The following is an 18,647-nucleotide window of genomic DNA, read 5'->3' as shown; positions in this document are numbered from 1 at the left end:
TATCCGATGGCGAATACGCCGCTGATGCCGAAGGCAACCGCTGTCTGGCTTGTGGACAATACCGCGCTGAGCTTCACCCAGATCGCCGCGTTCTGCAAACTTCACCCGCTGGAGGTGAAGGCGATTGCCGATGGCGAAGCCGCGCAGGGAATCAAGGGCCTCGATCCTATCCTGACGGGCCAGCTGACCCGCGAGGAAGTGGAGAATGCGCAGGCTGATCCGAACTACCAGCTGAAGCTTCAGGGTTCGAAAGTGGTGGTGCCGGAATCCAAGCGCAAGGGACCGCGTTACACGCCCGTCTCCCGCCGTCAGGACCGCCCGAACGCCATCCTGTGGCTGGTGCGCAACCATCCGGAACTGAAGGACGCGCAGATCATGCGCTTGGTCGGCACCACCAAGCCGACAATCGCCGCGATCCGTGATCGCACACACTGGAATTCGTCGAACCTGGTTCCCTCCGATCCGGTCACGCTCAGCCTATGCAGCCAGCTTGAACTGGACATGGAAGTCGAAAAGGCCGCCAAGAACGCACCGCAGCCGGTCGCAGGCGGTCCTGCCGAGACGCTGATGCCGGTCGAAGAATCGACCAGCGAAGACGCCCTCGCTGCTGCCTTCTCGTTCGGTACGAGCAAGCCGATCAAGCGTGAGGAAGAAGAAGAGATCGACGCGGACGCGGTCTTTGCGAATCTGGGCATGCCGAAAAAGGTGAGCAGCGAAGAGGCTGTCGAAGCCGATGCTCTCGCCGAAGAGGCTGAAGCCGGTGTGGAGGCAGAAGTCGAAACCGAAGCCGAGACAGAGGTCGTAGCTGCCGAGGAGACTGATGCAGAGGTGGAAGCCGACGCGGAACCCGAAGCTGTTGACGAAACGGAAACTGACGAAGCCGTCAAGGAAAAATAGGGTTTCGATCCGTTCTGTTGCGAACTGTCAAACCGCCGGCTGATCCAGCCGGCGGTTTTTTGTTCCCCTGAAGATCTCGTTTTCCGGAAGAGCGGCGAAAACGCGTTGCCACGGTGTCGATCAGGACATAGTCTGCCGGCCTTTCAGGGAGAAAACGATGTCTAACAAAATGCTCAAGCTGGGCTTTTCGCTCGCACTCGCGCTCGGTGTCACACAGGCACAGGCCGAAACGCGGATCACCTACAAGTCCGCAAAATCCACCTCCTCCTACTACCAGATGGGCGTTCAGATTGCCGAAGCCGTCAAGGCCGGAAGCGATGGCGAGATGATCGTGACCGTCGAGGAAAGCCAGGGCTCCGTCCAGAACGTGATGGAAGCCAAGGCGAGGGGAGGCGACTATGTCTTTACCACTCCGCCGGTGCTGGTGTCGCTGGCGCAGGGCGGGAAGGCGATGTTCGAGGGCAAGGGAGATCCGAAGTTCGACGAAATCCGCGCCCTGTTTCCGATCCCGTCGCTGACCATGCATTTCGTGATGTCGGACGAAAGCGGCGTGACGGATTTCGCGGGTATGGAAGGCAAGACCATCCTGCTCGGCAAGGGCTCGTTCGGAGCCACGGAAGGTGCAAAATACCTCAATCTGTTCGGTCTGGAAGGCAAGGTTGACCTTGCCGAAGTCGAGCTTTCGAACGCGGTCGCGGCCCTGAAAAACGGCCAGATCGACGGCTTCGTGACGGCCGGCTCCTGGCCGGCGCCGAATGTCATCGAGGCTGCCGCGTCCACCGATGTGCGTGTCCTTTCCCTCGATGACGACCAGATCGCGCAGACGAAGCGCGCGAAACTGGTGATCCCGGCGGGCACATATGCCGGCCAGGAAGAAGACATCGTGACCACTTCATTGCCGGTCGCCGCCTTCACGACGACGGCCATGGATGACGACACCGCCTATACGCTGACCAAGACCTTCTGGGAGCAAAAGGCCGACATGGGCGCGGATGCGCCGTGGTGGAACGGTGTCGATCAGGCCCTGATGGCGAATATCACCGGAAAACTTCATCCCGGTGCCGTTCGCTACTACAAGGAAGCCGGCATCGAGCTCACCGACGCGCAGCAGTAATCGCAGCACCGTGTCTTGAAACCTCCGGCGCACGGCCGTCAGCAGTTGCTGGCGGCACCGTGCGCCGGATCTTTTCGGCCGGACGTGTCGACCGACGCCGGCCAATCCTCATTCCAATCTCGGTCAGACAAGCAATTCCATGATCCGCAGCGAACCTGCAAACACGCCTTTCTGGCGAACGGCGATGATCGTTCTGGCCGTCACTCTCGTCGCCTTTCACCTCGGGCTGATCTTTTCGGGCCTCGTTCCCAATCTCGTCAGCCGGCCGCTGCATCTTGCTCTGGCGCTGCCCTGGATCTTCATTTTCGCGGGCGGTGGAGTCACCCGGCGGGCGAGCGGCGCGGTTTTCTGCGTCGCGGGAATTGCCGCCTGCATCTGGGTCGCGGTCAACCAGTCCGCGCTGTCCGACCAGTACGGTTTTCTGGAAGGCACCTTTCAGCGCGTCGTGGCCGTTGTTTTGCTGGTGACCGTCCTGGAGGGCGCGCGGCGTGCCATCGGCTGGCCGCTGCCGATCGTTGCCGGTCTTGCCCTCGCCTACGGTCTTTTCGGACAGTACATACCCGGTGAATTCGGTCATTCGGGGACGCCGGTTGCCAGCTTCCTGGGAACACTGACAATTGCGGAAGGCGGCATCTGGGGAAGCCTGACCGGCGTCTCGGTCAATGTCGTGGCGATCTTCGTGATCTTCGGCGCGGTGCTGAACGCGGGTGAGGCAGGGCAGGGCTTCATGAATGTTGCCGCCGCCGCGGCGGGCCGTCTGAAGGGGGGAGCTGCCAAGGTTTCGGTTCTCTCCTCGGCGTTGTTCGGATCGATCTCCGGGTCTGCTTCCGCAAATGTTGCCTCCACCGGCGCGATCACCCTGCCGGCCATGACCCGGCTCGGCTATCCCAGGAGACTGGCTGGCGCTGTCGAGGCTGTTGCCTCCTCGGGTGGACAGATCATGCCGCCGCTGATGGGCGCCGGAGCCTTTGTCATGGTTGAGCTGACCCGCGTACCCTACACCCAGATCATGGCGGCGGCGCTGCTTCCGGCCGTCCTGTATTTCTTTGCCGTCTGGGTGGGAATCAATGCCTATGCCCGCCGCTTCGATCTTGCTTCCGTCGCGCGGGAAGATCAGCCACGCCTGAGGCAGGTTGTCATCACCTCGGCGTTCTTTCTGGTGCCGTTTCTGGTCCTGCTCAACGGGATGTTTGTGGCGAACTATACGCCGCAATATGCAGCCTGCATCGCCATCCTGGCCGGGTTCGTGCTGCTCTTCTTCAATGCCAAGGGCACCTTCGATCACCGGGAAATCCTTCGAAGGATGGAAGACGCGTTTCTGAACGCAGCGCGTCAGGTTTCCGTAATTGCGGCCATCATTGTCTGCGCCTCGATCATCATCGGCGTTCTTGCGATCACCGGGCTCGGGGTCAAGATCACGTCCCTGATCCTGTCCGGTTCGGGCGGGTACCTGTGGCCGTCGCTGTTCCTGACGGCACTGGCCTGTCTCGTGCTCGGCATGGAAGTGCCGACAACCGCCGCTTACGTCATCTGTGTATCTGTCGCCGGTCCAGCGCTGATACAGCAGGGACTGGAGCCGCTGCAGGCGCACCTCTTCGTGTTCTGGTTCGCCCTGCTTTCAACAATCACGCCACCGGTGTGCGGGGCGGTTTTCATCGCGGCCGGCATGGTTGGCGAGAACTGGCTCAAGGTTGCGATGACGGCCATGGCGCTTGGCGTCGGCCTTTATGTCATTCCGCTCGCCATGATCGCCAATCCGTCGATCATCCAGTTGTCGGCCGCGCCAATTGCCGCAATTGCGTCGGCGGTCAAGATCGGGGCCGGGCTCGGTCTCGTGTCCTTCGGTATCATCGGCTACAGGACACCATGGAAAAGGCTGTTGTCCGCAGGCGCCGGTCTCGCCGTGATTTTCGTCGGTGGCAACCTGATTTAGGTTGCAGCGAAAAGACGGAAATACAGCGCTTTTCGCATTTCGGCAGGGACGCTCCGTACCCTAACCCTCGTCCGTCCGGCAAAGCGGGAAGGGACGCTGCTCCGCTATGGCTTCCATGGCGAAATAGGAGGTCACGTTCTCCAGTTCCACCTCGGATATGAGGCGCTGGTAAATCGCGTCATAGCTGGTCATGTCGCGCGTTACTACCTTTATAAGGTAGTCATAGTCCCCGCCGATCCTGTAAAAATCCACAACATTGGGAATGGAAGAGACGTGGTCGCGGAAGGTTCCCAGCCAGCCTGAGGAATGGTGCCGCGTCCGGACCATCATGATGACCACGAGGCCGGCGCCCAGTTTTTCCCGGTTTAGCAGAACCGTGTGATTGCGGATCGCGCCCGCGGCTTCCAGCGCCTTGAGGCGCCGCCAGCAGGCGTTCTGGGAAAGGCCGATGCTGTCCGCCAGCTCCCGCTGGGACTGGGCCGCGTCTCGTTGAAGTTCCTCGAGAATGCGGCAATCAATTTGATCTAATTTTATCATGTTTGTTGGTTCACGTGACCCAATTTAGAGGTATTTTTGCTAAAAATATGTGATGAATTCATTCAATTCGAATGTCAAGATTATCTTCATGAACGAAAGATTACATGCCACGGAATCAAATCCGCCTGCCCTCGGGCAGGAGAGCGTCCTGGATGCGTTTTTGACCTCCTTGCGGGACCCGAACCTCGTTGAAGCTTTGCGGGATGGCCTGATCGGCGAGGACGCCCTTGTGCCCGGTCTCGATGGCCCGAAGAAGCTTGTCTATGCGGATTACGTCGCCTCGGGGCGCGCCCTGAGCCAGGTCGAGGATTTCATTCGCGATAAAGTGCTTCCCTATTACGCCAACAGCCACACGCAGGCGTCTTTCTGCGGCGCTTTCATCACCCAGTTGCGGAACCGGGTCCGCGCGGAGATTGCGCGGATCACCGGAGCGGGCGAGGGGTATTCTGTCGTCTTCACGGGGTCCGGCTCGACTGCCGGCCTGAACCGGATCGTCATGCTTCTGGACATTCCTCAGGTTGTTGCGTCCGGCAAGCGAGCCGTTGTCCTGATCGGCCCCTATGAACACCATTCCAATCTCCTGCCCTGGCGGGAAAGCGGCGCCGAGGTGATCGAAATCCCGGAAGGTCCGGGCGGTGGTGTGGATATGGCGGCTCTTGAAAGCCGTTTGCGCGAGAATGCCGGTGCAGAACTCCTGGTCGGTGCGTTCGGGGCTGCGTCAAATGTCACCGGAATTCTGACCGACGACCATGCCGTCACGCGCCTGTTGAAGGCACACGGCGCTCTGGCGGTCTGGGATTTCGGCTGCGCCGGTCCTTACGCGCCGATGCGCATGGAAGCCGGTACGGATGCCGCCAAGGACGCAATCGTCTTCTCGCCGCACAAGTTTCCGGGCGGTCCGGGCGGGTCCGGCGTCATGATCATCCGCGACGCCATTGCGCGGCGCAAGACACCGACCCTTCCGGGTGGGGGAACGGTATCGTTCGTCTCTCCCTGGGATCACGTCTATTCCACAAGCCTTGAACACCGTGAAGAAGGCGGAACGCCAAACGTTCTGGGAGACATCCGCGCCGGTCTGGCACTGATGGTGAAGGACGCGCTCGACGCGACCTGGCTTGCCGAGCGTCAGCAGGATTTGCGCGCCCGGGCGTTGGCCGTCTGGCGGCGCAATCCACATCTTGAACTGCTTGGCTGTCAGGACGCGAAGGCCTTGCCGATATTCTCGTTCCAGGTGCGCGACGCCGCCGGGAAACGGGTGCATCATCAACTCTTCACAAGGATGCTTTCGGATGTTTACGGGATCCAGGCGCGCGGCGGTTGCGCCTGTGCCGGATCCTACGCCCATGCGCTGCTCGATATCGACCAGGAGGCTTCCGCCACCATCAAGAAGTCGCTTGATGCGGGTGAAGAGATTGAAAAGCCGGGATGGGTCCGGTTAAACTTGTCGCCGTTGATGCGAGACGAAAAAGTCGATTTCGTCATCGCATCGGTGGATCGGCTGGCCCGGGAACAGGCGGCTTTTTCCCGACATTATGTGGCCGACATCTCAAACGGCCGGTTTTCCGCCATGCTCCTTGAACAGACCGGGCCCTGAAATGCTGAACCCGCTCCGCCACAGTACCTTCCGCTTTCTATTCGCATCGCAGGTCCTGTCTCTCACGGGCGTCGGGTTGATGACGGCGGGATTGTCGCTGGCGGCGTGGCGGATCGGTGGAGCAAGCCATGCGGGGCCGATACTGGGACTGTTCTTCGCGCTCAAGATGATTGCCTATGTCGGCTTTTCGCCTCTGGCGCAGGCGGCCCTGATCAGAATTCCGCGCTTGCGCGCCCTGGTCGGTCTGGATGTGGCCCGGCTGTTGTTCATGGTGCCGCTGGCCTTTGTCTCGTCCTGGTGGACAATCGCCGTCCTGGCGTTTCTGTTTTTCGCGGTCTCCTCCGCCTTCACGCCGCTGTTTCAGGCGATGATACCATCCGTCCTGCCGGACCAGGAGACGTATTCGGAGGCGCTCGCACTCTCGCGAATCGCCTACACCCTGGAAAGCATCCTGACGCCCATCCTGGTCGGGGCGGCGCTGTTGTTCATGCATACGGAATATCTGTTTGCCCTTGCGGCGCTGGGTTTCACCGGATCCGCGATCTGCCTTCTGCTGTCCCGCAGTGGCAGGGACGTGCAGGTCCAAAGTCAGGATCCGTTTCTCACACGTGCGGTGCGTGGGCTCTGGATCTATGCCAGGACGCCACGGCTGCGCGGCCTGTTCGTCCTGAATTTCGGCTTGTCCCTGGTCATGGCCTGGATCCTGGTCAACACTATCGTTTATGCCGGAACGCGGTTTGATAACGCGGAGCAGGTCTTCCCCTGGCTGATGGGCGGTTACGGCGCGGGCGCTGCACTCATGGCCTTCGCGCTGCCCGCCCTGCTGCGGATGTTTTCAGAGCGCCGGGTCATGGCGGCGGGAACTTTCACGTTTGCCATGCTGTCTCCGCTGATCCTGCTGGAACCCACCTTGGCGGAACTGGTGGTGCTGTGGGCGTCATTCGGGGCTGCCTGCACACTGACGCTGACGCCGGGCGGACTGGTGCTGACGCGTTCGGCATCGGACGCCGACAGGCCTGCCGTGTTCGCAGCGCAGTTTTCCCTGTCCCATGCGGGCTGGCTGGTTGCCTATCCCCTTGCCGGCTGGCTGGGTGCTGCGTTTCCTCCCGCGACCGCGCTGATCATGTTGGCGATCCTGGCCACCCTGGTGACACTTGCCGGTCTGGCGGTATGGCCGGCAAAGGATCCGGATCTGCGGGAACACAGTCATCCGGATTTGCCGCCGGATCACCCGCATATCGTGACCTCTCACCGGGGCGTTCATGCCCATCCCTTTTACATCGATGAATTGCATCCGCGCTGGGATGCCTGAGAAGAACGCCACTCGGCATGAAGGATTGACTGATGTCTGATTTGAGTTCCACGTTTCCCCTGGATGGCGCCGGCCTGACCGTTCTGGAAGACCGTTTGCGGGAAAACCTGGAATATCTGTGCTGGCCGGGCAAGTCCTGGGTTCCACCGAAGCAGGTGGGCGGGGAGACGGTGAGCGATGTCGTCGTCATCGGCGGCGGCATGTGCGGAATGGTGGCGTGGCTGGCGCTGCGCACCGGCGGCGTCGCCAACATCCGGGTTCTCGACCGCAACCCGGAAGGGCTTGAGGGCCCCTGGCTGAACTACGCCCGCATGGAAACGCTGCGCTCTCCCAAGACGCTGACCGGCCCGGCCTTCGGTCACGGCATGCTGACGTTTCAGGCCTGGTACAGGGCGCAATTCGGAACGAAAGCCTGGGAGACGCTGGACAAGGCTCCGCGTCCCATGTGGATGGATTACCTGAAGTGGTACCGGAAGGTCCTCGACATTCCGATTGAAAACGGTGTGGCCCTGGAGCGGGTGGAACCGGAAGGCGACTTTTTGCGCCTTCATCTGACGGGAGCCGAGACGGGCTCGATCCTGACCCGCAAGCTTGTCATGGCAACGGGCCGCGACGGCACCGGTGTGCCGAACATTCCGGTGTTCATGGACGGGATCAGCCGCAAATTCTGGGCCCACAGTTCGGAGGAGATCGATTTCGCCGCGCTCAAGGGGAAAAAGGTTGCCGTGATCGGCGTCGGTGCCTCGGCGGTGGACAATGCCGCCGAAGCACTCGAACACGGCGCGGCCGAGGTGCGGCACCTGGTCCGCCGCAAGGAAATGCCGACCATCAACAAGATGATGGGCATCGGCAGCTACGGGTTCACGGCCGGCTTCAGTGCGATGTCGGACGAATGGCGCTGGCGTTTCATGAATTATTCCTTTGTTACCCAGACGCCCCCTCCGCACGGTTCGACACTGCGGGTGTCCCGTCACAAGAACGCCCATTTTCACTTCGATCTGCCGGTTCGAAAGGTGGAAGAGGCGGGCAACGGCCTGAAGCTGAGCCTTGGCGAGAATTCCGTCTATCACGCCGACTATCTCATCCTCGGGACCGGCTTCAGCATCGATCCCATGGCGCGGTCCGAATTCGGTCCCGCAGCCGGCGAGATCTCCCTCTGGCGCGACGTCTATCAGCCGCCGCAGGGAGAAGAAAATCGCGATCTGGGGCATTTCCCCTATCTGAACCCGGACTTCACCTTCCGGGAAAAAACACCGGGCAAAGCCCCCTGGCTGTCCAACGTCTACTGCTTCAACTACGGTGCGACGGCGAGCCTGGGCAAGGTTTCCGGAGACATTCCGGGCATCTCGGAGGGAGCCGGATGGCTGGCGAAGGCAATTGCCGCCGAACTCTATTGCGAGGACATCGGCGCGCATTGGCAGGCCTTTCAGGACTACACTACTCCTGAGCTGACCGGTGAGGAATGGACACCCACCCCGCTACCGCAACCCGAACCGGAAGCCGCAGAGGCCGTATCGTGAGTACCGAAACCTTGACGAAAAGCACCATAGTGGAATTGTCTGCGATCCCTGAAGGCAGTGCGGTTGCAGCGGCCGTGGACGGACGCTCCAACATCATGGCCCTGTCGCAGTCAACCGAGGATGCGGTGCTCAAGCCGCTTGAGACGGGGGCGTGGTCCCATGATATCCGTGCTGCGCTTGCCGCCCGTATCGCGGCGTTGAACGGTGAAACCGCCCTGGCCGATCGCTATTGCGCTCTCATTGAAGATGCGAGCATCGCCGATCTGGCGGATCCTCTCCGGTCCGGCAAAGCACAGGGTCTCGAAAAGACATGTGACTTCATGGACAAGGTCGCGGTTCAGACGCGCGATGTCGACGCGGCGGACATCAAGGCCCTGCAGGACGCAGGCGTCTCCGACGCCGATATTGTCCGGCTTTGCGAAATCAACGCCTTCATGGCCTATCAGGTGCGTGTCCTGGCCGGGATCCGGTTGATGAAGGAGGGCCGGGCATGAGCGATGTCATCCGCAAATTCACCCGCTCCGTTCCCGACTGGCGACCGCGGGTCGAACCGATCAAGCTGGAGGATGCGACACCGGAACAGCTGGAAGCGCTTCAGGTGACGCCGTCCAACACGAAGATTTCCGCCTATGTGCTGACGCTTGCCCATGACGTGGAAACCCTGAAAGTCCGTTCGCCACTGTTCAACGGCATCATGTACGACAAGGGTGGACTGTCGCGCGAGGAACGTGAACTCGGCGCCTTGGCGGCCTCCATGGTCAATCACTGCATTTACTGCGCGGCGGTGCACGCCAGCCGGCATGCACAGATCGCCAAGGACACGTCGGTCACGGACGAGCTCTTTGCGAAGGGAACGAAGGCCGACCTTTCGCCGCGCAACCGGGCGATTTTCGATTTCGCCCATGCCCTGTCCCAGACGCCGTCCGAGGCGAGCCCGGAGCAGATGTCGGCACTGCGCGCCGCAGGGCTGGACGATGCGGAAATTCTCGATCTCATCCTGTCCTCCGCGCTGTTCGGTTGGGCCAACAGGCTCATGCATGTTCTCGGTGACCCGGTCCGCAAAGGCAGCGAACAATGAAAGGCAATCCATTGAAAGTTGGCATAGCGGGCGCAGGATCGATTGCGTTCGGAACAGCGGCGCTGCTGCATCAGACGGGACATGAGCCGATGCTCTGGTCGCCGTCGGGCGAGGGAACCGCAGGATTGCGCACGGGCGGCAAGCTCAAGGCGACGGGTGCGATCGAGGCTGAATTCACACCGGCGATTGCCAGTGATGCCGGCGAGCTTGCGGCGGCAAGCGACGTGATCGTTCTGGCCATCCCGGGCTACGGCCACAAGGCTGTCATGGACAGCCTTGTCCCTCATCTGCGCACCGGCCAGCCCGTCATCATTTCCTCGCATGCCTCGTTCGGCGCGCTTTATCTCGCCGACAGGCTGAAGGCGAGGGGCGTCGAACTGCCGATCACCGCATGGGGCACCACGGTGGTGACCGGCCGCAAACAGGCTGCGGATCATGTTCAGGTCAACACAGTGCGTTCGCTTGTCGACCTGTGCACGGTTCCGGCCGCGGAAAGCGACGCCGGCAAGGCTCTGTGCGAACAGCTGTTCGGAGAACGCTTCAATCTTCGCGACGGGCTGCTGGCGATCACGCTTTCCAACCTCAATCCCCAGAACCACATGGGCATCGCCCTGGCGAACGCCACACGGATGGAAAAAGGCGAGACATGGGGCCAGGGAGACAACGTGACGCCGAACGTCGGCCGTCTTCTGGAAGCTCTGGATCAGGAACGGCTTGCCATCGCAGACAAGCTTGGCCTGTCCGTGAGGACCATCTTCGAGCACTTTCACCTGTCGTTTCACGTGCCGGTGGCGTCCATCAGCGAAATGAACCGGCAAATGCATGAAGAGGGCCGCGGGGGCATGGGTCCGTCGACGGCGGACAGCCGCTACGTGACCGAAGACGTTCCCTTCGGATTGGCGGTTACCGTGGCATTGGGCCGGATGGCGGGTTGTCCCGCGGTGCTGCACCAGGCGGGGGTTGAAATTTTTTCGGCCATGTACGGGCGAGACTTTTTTGGAGAGAATGACCTGCTTCCGGCCATCGGCCTGGAGCACATGAATCTGGACGACTTGTGTCAGGCGGCCTTGACCGGCCACCTGTCGGAAGCGGGCGAGCGGGCATAGTTCGTTTCGGCCATTAGAGGGGATCGGTCCACAAAATATAAAAGATCATCACGTGGACAAACAGTGGAGAAACTGCATGAAAAAGTTGATATTAAATCGTAGAGCATTCCTTGGCACAGCGGCTGCAACGGGAGCCACTCTGGCTTCTCCGGCCTATCTGCGCAGCTCCTATGCCGCCGGCGGCGAAGTGAATATCTGGACCTATGCCAACTTCGTTCCGGACGCGTTCAAGGAGCAGTTCGAAAGCGAAACCGGGATCAAGGTCAATGTCCGGCTGGTCGACGACCAGGGCAAGCAGTTCAACCTGCTGGCCGCGGAAGCCGACAATCCCACCGTCGACATCATGACGGTCGCCGGCCACCGGTTCCTTCAGTTCATCGACAGCGATCTTCTGGCGCCGATGGACCCGACCCGCCTGTCGAACTGGGGCAACATCAATCCGGTTTACTCGGAAAGCGACTGGTCGACGATCAACGGCAACAAGTGGGGCGCGCCGATCCTTTCGGGCATGGAAGTGTTCGCCTATAACACCGAACTGGTCTCGCCCGAGGAAGCGACCACCTGGGACACGCTCTTCTCTGAAAAATATGCCGGTCAGACGGCCTATGTCCTTCAGGACATGTTGTCCATCGTCATGCTGATGAAGGGCTACGACGGCAACATGGTCGCCTATCTGGACGATCCTGAAAAAGCCGCGGCGATCGTTGCCGAAGCCCGGGACTTCCTGATCGAGAAAAAGCCGCTTGTCCGCAAATATTATGACGGCGGCGCCGAAGTGCAGCAGATGTTCGTCAACCAGGACATCGCTCTTGCCTGTGCCTGGAACGGTCCGATCGCGGCGCTCATGAACGACGGCTTCCCGGTCGCCATGTCCATTCCCAAGGAAGGCAGCTACGGCTTTGTGTATACCTACAACATTGCCAACAACGCTCCCAACCAGGACAACGCCTACACCTTCCTGAACGCCATTCTGGCTTCAGGCGAGATCGGCGCGTCCATGAGCCGGGCATCGGGCTTCATCTCCACCTACAAGGACGCTTCGCAGCATCTTACGGATGCCGAAAAGGCTTCGACCAGCTTCCCGGAAGAAGAGCTCGCAAACATGAAGTTCTTCAGAGCGGAAGCCAACGAGTTGAAGTACGGACTTGTCGATCCGGCGGTGGAAGAGATCAAGGCTGCCTGATCGCTGACGACCGGCTTTCAGGCTTCTGACGGCACGTGCATCGTCCCGGGACATTTTCGAAAATGTCCCGGGACGGAGCGCCGGCAAGACCAGCTTCCGGAGGCGCGCCTCGCGCGTCCCCGGAGGCCTTGACGGAATGCATTCAGGTGGCCGGGCAGGTGGCCGGGCAGATGGCCGAACGGTCCATCGCGTTTGACCTTCGAGGGGAAGGTGACGCGCCATCGGCTACGGCTTGTTTCGAAATCCGGATATAATTCTTGTGACCGTGGCCTCCAGCTGAGCCCGCAGTCTTGTTCGAAGGAAAAACGATGTCTGGAAAGGTTCAGACCAGCGCTGCGACACTGGCGGGAGATCTCGGCGCAGGGAACCGGTCGGGTGGACGGGAAGGGCGCTCCTTCTGGGGGGCGATAGCAGCTTCCCAGTTTTATCAGGCGTTTTCGAACGCACTCCTGAGCTCGCCGCGACGCCAATTCGCCATACTGCTTGCGTTTCCGGTGCTCTGGGTGCTGACCCAGCACCTCGGCCCCATGCTGCAGATGTTCTACGTCAGCTTCGTCGATGCCTATCCGGTTTCGCGGGGCTATCAAAACGAGTTCACCCTCGACAACTACGCGCGGTTCTTCGGCAGTGCCATATTCATCATGCCGTTTTTCCGCACGCTTGCCTTCGCCGCCACCTTGACGCTGGCGACGCTGATCCTGACCTATCCGGTTGCCTATTTTCTGGCCCGGCACGTCAAACGCTCCAACCAGATGGTCTTTCTGCTACTCCTGCTGATCCCGTTCTGGGTCGGGGAAATCGTGCGCACCTACGCGATCATGATCCTGCTGGGAAACAACGGTGCGGTGAACCTGGCGCTCAAGTGGCTGGGTCTGATCGACCGGCCGATACCTTTCATGTACACGGGCTTTTCCCTGTCGGTCGGCATCATCTATCTCAGCGCGCTCTACATGCTGTTGCCGCTCTATTCGGCGCTTGAGAAGTTGCCGCGCAGCTACACGGAAGCTGCGGCCGACCTGGGAGCCGGACCCTGGACGCGCTTCTGGAAGGTGACCCTGCCGCTCTCGCTGGAAGGCATTTCCTCCGGTGCGACGCTCGTCTTCCTGATCTCGACGGGATATTACGCCACGCCGGTTCTGCTAGGTGGTCCCTCGACGACGGTCTTTGCGGAAACCATTGCCGGCTTCTTCCATACGGCCGGTGACGAATGGCCGACGGGTGCGGCCTTCGCGTGCCTGATGTTCGTGACCGCACTGGCAATCAGCCTGGCCTTCGGGCGCCTGATGACCCGTCTGCAGAAGGGAGTGCGCAAATGACCCGTCACACACGTCTTGTGATGTCGATGATCTATTGGGCGTTCGTCCTTTACATCTTCGTTCCCCTGATCCTGATGATCACGATGGGGTTCAAGGATTCCAAGTTCATCGGCTTTCCGATCCGCTCCTGGACGCTCGACTGGTATGTGGAGGTCTTCAAGGACGTCGAAGTCCTTTCGGCTTTCGGCTATTCCATGCTGATCGGCGTTTCCTCCACGCTGATCTCCCTTGCCGTCGGCATATGGATCGCGGTGCTGCTCAACGGGCGCGGCTTCGTCGGCAAGGGCCTCATCTACGGGCTGACGCTGCTGCCGGCGCTCATTCCGGGCATCATTTCGGCGATTTCCTTCCGCATCTATGCGCAGCTCTGGGGTATTCCGCCGGGAACCGGCGCCATCATCTGGTGCCATGCCGTGCACAATGTGCCGTTCGTGGTGCTGATCGTCGCCGCCCGGCTGAGCACCCTGCCGAAGAGCCATCTCGACGCGGCGCGGGATCTCGGCGCCGACCCGATCATCGCCTTCATGCGGATCACATTGCCGTATCTGCGGCCGGCTCTCATCGGCGGCGGCGTCTTCTGCATGCTGATCAGTTTCGATGACTTCGTTCGCTCCTTCTTTCTGGGAGGCTACCAGCCGACGCTTCCGGTGCTCATCTTCGCCAAGCTGCGCTCGGGCATGTCTCCTGAAATCAATGCAATCGCGACAGTGGTTCTGGTTCTCACCGGCCTCCTCGGCATCTGGGCAGAACGGACCACGCGCCGGATGAAACAAGGGAAATTACAATCATGACGGACTCCCAAGAAAACGGCGCCGGGGAGATTGTTCGCCTGGAGGCGATCAACAAGCGCTTTGGCGATACGGAAGCCCTGAAAAGCCTGAGCATGACGATCAAGGAAGGCGAATTCGTCACCTTTCTGGGGCCGTCGGGTTGCGGCAAGTCGACGACCCTGCGGATACTCGGCGGTTTCGAGACGCCCACCTCCGGCCGGGTCATCGTCGATGGCGAGGACGTCACGAAGCTTCCGCCCAACCGCCGCAAGGTCAACATGGTGTTCCAGGATTATGCGCTGTTCCCGCATATGACGGTCCGCCGCAACATTTCCTTCGGACTGGAGCTCAAGGGCCTGAGCAAGAGGGATATCGCGCAGCGTTGCGATGAGCTGATGGAGTTTCTGGAACTCTCGGTCCTCGCCGACCGTCTTCCCGACCAGCTTTCAGGCGGACAGCGCCAGCGTGTGGCGCTTGCCCGGGCTCTGGCTCCCGATCCCGCGCTGCTGTTGCTCGACGAGCCTCTGGGCGCGCTGGACGCAAAACTTAGGGGACAGGTTCAGGCGGAGCTAAAGTCTATCCAGCGGCGGACGTCGAAAACCTTCTTCTTCGTGACCCACGATCAGGATGAAGCACTCACCATGTCCGACCGCATCGTTGTCATGAACAACGGCGTGGTGGAGCAGGACGGTACGCCGGAAGAGCTGTATTTCCATCCCACGTCGCGTTTCGTCGCGGAGTTCGTCGGGGAGACCAACCTGATCGAGGGACGTGTCGATGCCGTCAACGGCGCCGATGTCACGCTCGACTGGAAAGGCCTGAAACTGGCTGGACGCCCGCCCGTGTCCGGGGGATTGCAGGCCGGCAACCAGGTTGCCGCCTCGATCCGCCTGGAAGGCATGAAGCTCTCCCTCGACAGGCCGCAGGACCAGCCCAACGCGGTTGCCGTCCGGATTGCCGGGCGGACTTTCAAGGGAAGCCGGACCGAGCTGGATCTGCGTGCGGAAAACGCCCCAGATTTTTCCATGCGGGCCTATGTGGACACGTCTCTCGCCAACGGACTGGGAGAAGCTCCCGTCTGGGCCAGCTGGTCGCAGGAAGCCATGGCGGTGCTGCGGGACTGAGGATCTGCGTTCCTAGCGGCCGAGCAGAAAATTTGCCCGGTCGCGAACGGCGTTTGCCGAGCTCAGTTTGAGAACGTCTTCCGCCAGATCGCGGCAGGCCGGCAGGCACAGCTCGCTCAGGGTGAGCTTGAACTCGGGGATGTCGGACGGCGTCATGCTGAATTCATCGAGCCCGAGCCCGAGCAGGATCGGCGCTGCAACCGGGCTGCCGGCCATCGCACCGCACATGCCGATCCAGATGCCTGCCTCATGGGCAGCTTTTATCGAGCGGGCAATCATGCGCAGGACGGCGGGATTGAACGGGTCGAAGAGATCCTGCACCCTGGCGTTGGCACGATCGGCGGCCATGACGTATTGCGTCAGATCGTTGGTGCCGATGCTGAAAAAGTCGACTTCGGGTGCCAGGACATCCGCCATCTCCGCTGCCGCCGGCACCTCTATCATGAGGCCGATTTCGACGTTCTCGTCAAAGGCGAGATTGCGTGCCTGAAGCTCTTTCATCACCGCCCGCAGCCTTTCCTTCGCGGCCTTCACCTCGTCAAGCGTGCTGACGAGCGGAAACATGATCCGGACGGGACCATGGGCGCTGGCGCGAAGGATCGCGGCAAGCTGCACATCGAAGAACTCCGGCACGCCAAGGCTGTAGCGCAGGCCGCGCCAGCCCAGATTGGGGTTCGCCTCCGCTGGCCGGTCCATATAGGGAACCGGCTTGTCGCCGCCGATGTCGGCCGTGCGCACGGTCAGGGGTTTGCCGGCCAGGCCGGTCACAAGCGTGCGGTAGACCTCATATTGCTCGTCTTCCCCGGGGGCGGAATCGCGGCGCATGTACAGGAACTCGGTGCGCAGCAGACCGACTTCCTGCGCCCCGCTGGCAGCGACCACACCCAGCTCTTCGACGGATGCCATGTTCGCGGCGACCCGGATTTCCTGACCGTCCGCCGTCCGCGCGGGAAGCTTCCTGACCGCTTCGGCGCGCGCGCGCCGCTCTTCCCAGGCCTTGCGGTCTTTTTCCATCGCCGCGATGGTCTCCGCGTCAGGGGCAGCGAAGATCGTGCCTGCCGTGCCGTCGAGGAGGACCTGCTCACCTTCTTCTATGCCTACCAGCGCATCCCCGACGGCAAAGACCACCGGAATGCTGAGTGCGCTGGCGAGAATGCCGGCATGGGAGGTCTTGCCTCCGGTCATGGTGCAAATGCCGAGAACCGATTTTTCGTCGAGGGCAAGGACATCGGAGGGGCGCAGATCCTCGAAGGCCAGAACCGAAGGTTCGCCGACGACGGCAGGCGAGGTCTCGCCGCCGCTCAGAAAGCGCAGGACGCGTTGCCCGACATCGATCACATCCGCTGCGCGGGCCTGCAGCAACGGGTCTTCCAGGGCCGCGTAGGTGCGGGCGAGGCCGGCGACGACATCGCGCCAGACAGCTGCTGCGCAAATGCGCTCTCCGGCGATGCGCTGTGTCACGGTTTCGATGATTTCCGGGTCGTGCAGGTAACTGATATGGGCATCGAAGATCTTGCGGTCATAAGCGCTGATCCGCTGTCCCGCACCGGCCAGCGACATTCTGATTTCCGCCTCTGCATCGGACAGGGCCCAGGTGAAGCGTTCTGTTTCGGCTGCCGGGTCGGTGATCTCCACCGGTTCGACTTCCGGAAGAGTGCTCCTGACATGATGCAGCGGACCGAGCGCGAAACCGGGCGCGATGGAAATGCCGTCAAGCTGCCCGGACGCAATCACGGCGGGAGAAGCTGTTTCCGGCGGGGGAGGGGCGCCGGCCGGTGCGGCCGCTGCAGGCCTTGAGGCGACAGCCGCCTCCTCGCCGAAATTCGTCCGGATCAAGTCCTCGATCGCGGCGAAGACGGGCTCCGCTTCGGCAGGGTCTGCCGTCACGGATATCCGGTCGTCGGCGGTCACTTCTGACAGCATGATGCCGTTGATGCTCTTGGCGTTGACCGGCTTTTTGCCCTTGCTGAGGTTGGCCAGCCGGATATCTCCCGTGAACGCGTTCATGGTGGTGACCAGAAGCGCGGCGGGCCGGGCGTGCAGGCCCATCGGATTGCGGATGGTGAATTCGCGTGTCACGCCGCCGCTCTGTGCGTCCTGAGGGGCTTCAGGAGCAGGAGCCTTTTGCGATGCCGCCTGACGGGCTTCGCGCATGACGGCCTGAAGAGGACTGCCCGCACCGATCTGGACGGCGGCGGCAAGCACGCCTTCGACAAGGGGCGCATCGCAAAAATGCACCTTTTCCTGCTCTTCCGGCTCCAGCAGGTCGATCGCCGTTTCCGCATTCAGTCTGGCCGACCCGATATCGGCGAAGACGAGAACGCCCTCGTCCGACAGAACCTCGCGAATGGCATCGAGAACGCGTATGCCGTCAGTACCCAGTGGGTTCTCCGGATCGTCCACGCCGCCTGCCGCAGCGATGGGGACCGGCTGGCCGCTCATCACGTCGGCGATTTCCTTCAGACCCTCGGCCAGTTTGCGGCTGTGCGAGACAATGACAATTCCGATCACTGCACGGCCTCTTCAACGGCGTCGGAGAATGCCTGCAGGATCAGGTAGCTGGAGGTTGCCCCAGGGTCCTGATGGCCGATGCTGCGTTCGCCGAGATAACTTGCGCGTCCGCGCTGCGCCTGCATCGGGATGGTGGCTTCCATGCCCTGTTCTGCCGCCTTTGCCGCAGCCTTCAGAGCTGCCGGCATGTCGCTGCCATTGGCGATCTCTTCCCGGAAGGCCTTCGCCGCAGGCGCGAGTGCATCCAGCATTGTCTTCATGCCAACATCCGAGCGGCCGCGCTTCATGACACCGGCCACCGCGTCGTCGAAAAACCGGGCCAGTTCCTCTCCGGTCAGCGAGGTTTTGCCTGCCAGCGGTTTGGCTCCGTCGAGAAACATGGTGCCGTAGAGCGGTCCTGCTGCTCCGCCGACCTTGGAGATCAGGCTCATCGCCACCGATTTGAGCATGGCGCCGATATCATCGCCCTGCGGCAGCTTTTCCAGAACCGCCTTGAAGCCACGATCCATGTTGTTGCCGTGGTCGGAATCTCCGATCGGCGAGTCGAGTTCGGTCAGGTGCGCGCGGTTGTCCGCGAGCACCTTTGCCGATTTTTCGATCCACGCCCGCACCATCGGAGCGGTAACGGCTCCGGCCAGCGTATCCGTCATGG

Annotated in this window: 15 protein-coding genes and 1 pseudogene; 13 read left to right on the top strand and 3 right to left on the bottom strand. The window is 61.5% G+C overall.

What is annotated here, in order from left to right; genetic code table 11:
* Nucleotides 1-6 precede the first annotated feature (6 nt).
* From Q1B40_RS15790 to Q1B40_RS15780, 3 genes and pseudogenes are all read left to right on the top strand, one after another.
* Nucleotides 7-690: pseudogene (locus tag Q1B40_RS15790) on the top strand (DUF1013 domain-containing protein); the annotation flags it as partial.
* A 364-nt stretch (nucleotides 691-1,054) separates the two neighbouring features.
* Nucleotides 1,055-2,011: a TAXI family TRAP transporter solute-binding subunit gene (locus Q1B40_RS15785; RefSeq protein WP_299816435.1), complete on the top strand. Its 957-nt coding sequence runs from the start codon at nucleotides 1,055-1,057 to the stop codon at nucleotides 2,009-2,011.
* A gap of 139 nt (nucleotides 2,012-2,150) precedes the next feature.
* Nucleotides 2,151-3,944, top strand: a complete 1,794-nt coding sequence (locus Q1B40_RS15780; protein ID WP_299816433.1) for a TRAP transporter fused permease subunit — start codon at nucleotides 2,151-2,153, stop codon at nucleotides 3,942-3,944.
* Between the two features lie 60 nt (nucleotides 3,945-4,004).
* On the opposite strand, the gene Q1B40_RS15775 is transcribed toward Q1B40_RS15780, so the two are convergent.
* Nucleotides 4,005-4,481, bottom strand: a complete 477-nt coding sequence (locus tag Q1B40_RS15775) for an Lrp/AsnC family transcriptional regulator (RefSeq protein WP_299816431.1) — start codon at nucleotides 4,479-4,481, stop codon at nucleotides 4,005-4,007.
* A gap of 88 nt (nucleotides 4,482-4,569) precedes the next feature.
* Here Q1B40_RS15775 and Q1B40_RS15770 point away from each other — a divergent pair, with 88 nt between their 5' ends.
* The 10 genes from Q1B40_RS15770 (at nucleotide 4,570) to Q1B40_RS15725 (ending at nucleotide 15,484) form a co-directional block, all read left to right on the top strand.
* Entirely contained in the window at nucleotides 4,570-6,075 is a 1,506-nt protein-coding gene (locus tag Q1B40_RS15770) for an aminotransferase class V-fold PLP-dependent enzyme (RefSeq protein WP_299816429.1), read from the top strand.
* Nucleotide 6,076: 1 nt separating this feature from the next.
* Nucleotides 6,077-7,387 carry an MFS transporter gene (locus tag Q1B40_RS15765; protein WP_299816427.1) on the top strand — a complete coding sequence of 437 codons (1,311 nt, stop codon included), beginning with the start codon at nucleotides 6,077-6,079 and terminating at the stop codon, nucleotides 7,385-7,387.
* Nucleotides 7,388-7,419: 32 nt separating this feature from the next.
* A complete protein-coding gene (locus Q1B40_RS15760) occupies nucleotides 7,420-8,907 on the top strand; it encodes an NAD(P)-binding domain-containing protein (RefSeq protein WP_299816425.1) in 1,488 nt (495 codons plus the stop codon).
* The gene (locus tag Q1B40_RS15755) at nucleotides 8,904-9,401 is read left to right on the top strand and encodes a hypothetical protein (RefSeq protein ID WP_299816423.1); all 498 of its coding nucleotides are present in this window, start codon (nucleotides 8,904-8,906) and stop codon (nucleotides 9,399-9,401) included. The genes Q1B40_RS15760 and Q1B40_RS15755 overlap by 4 nt, the downstream gene beginning before the upstream one ends.
* Nucleotides 9,398-9,985: a peroxidase-related enzyme gene (locus Q1B40_RS15750; RefSeq protein ID WP_299816421.1), complete on the top strand. Its 588-nt coding sequence runs from the start codon at nucleotides 9,398-9,400 to the stop codon at nucleotides 9,983-9,985. Before Q1B40_RS15755 ends, Q1B40_RS15750 begins: the two co-directional genes overlap by 4 nt.
* 11 nt (nucleotides 9,986-9,996) lie before the next feature.
* Complete coding sequence (locus Q1B40_RS15745; protein WP_299816559.1) at nucleotides 9,997-11,091, top strand: NAD/NADP-dependent octopine/nopaline dehydrogenase family protein; 1,095 nt, start codon at nucleotides 9,997-9,999, stop codon at nucleotides 11,089-11,091.
* 76 nt (nucleotides 11,092-11,167) lie between these two features.
* Entirely contained in the window at nucleotides 11,168-12,274 is a 1,107-nt protein-coding gene (locus Q1B40_RS15740) for an extracellular solute-binding protein (RefSeq protein WP_299816419.1), read from the top strand.
* 308 nt (nucleotides 12,275-12,582) lie between these two features.
* Nucleotides 12,583-13,590 carry an ABC transporter permease gene (locus Q1B40_RS15735; RefSeq protein WP_299816417.1) on the top strand — a complete coding sequence of 336 codons (1,008 nt, stop codon included), beginning with the start codon at nucleotides 12,583-12,585 and terminating at the stop codon, nucleotides 13,588-13,590.
* On the top strand, nucleotides 13,587-14,381 hold the full coding sequence (locus Q1B40_RS15730) for an ABC transporter permease (protein WP_299816415.1): 795 nt from the start codon (nucleotides 13,587-13,589) through the stop codon (nucleotides 14,379-14,381). The genes Q1B40_RS15735 and Q1B40_RS15730 overlap by 4 nt, the downstream gene beginning before the upstream one ends.
* Entirely contained in the window at nucleotides 14,378-15,484 is a 1,107-nt protein-coding gene (locus Q1B40_RS15725) for an ABC transporter ATP-binding protein (RefSeq protein ID WP_299816413.1), read from the top strand. The genes Q1B40_RS15730 and Q1B40_RS15725 overlap by 4 nt, the downstream gene beginning before the upstream one ends.
* Nucleotides 15,485-15,496: 12 nt before the next feature.
* Here Q1B40_RS15725 and ptsP read toward each other — a convergent pair whose 3' ends face one another.
* Both ptsP and dhaL read right to left on the bottom strand, forming a co-directional pair.
* Nucleotides 15,497-17,995, bottom strand: a complete 2,499-nt coding sequence (ptsP, locus tag Q1B40_RS15720) for a phosphoenolpyruvate--protein phosphotransferase (protein WP_299816411.1) — start codon at nucleotides 17,993-17,995, stop codon at nucleotides 15,497-15,499.
* Nucleotides 17,992-18,645: a dihydroxyacetone kinase subunit DhaL gene (gene dhaL, locus Q1B40_RS15715; protein ID WP_299816409.1), complete on the bottom strand. Its 654-nt coding sequence runs from the start codon at nucleotides 18,643-18,645 to the stop codon at nucleotides 17,992-17,994. Before dhaL ends, ptsP begins: the two co-directional genes overlap by 4 nt.
* Nucleotides 18,646-18,647: the final 2 nt, after the last annotated feature.

It is taken from the genome of uncultured Roseibium sp., from assembly GCF_947496995.1.
Lineage (GTDB): Bacteria > Pseudomonadota > Alphaproteobacteria > Rhizobiales > Stappiaceae > Roseibium.
Note: the sequence above shows the minus strand (reverse complement) of the source record. Positions and strands in the feature narration are given on the sequence as shown.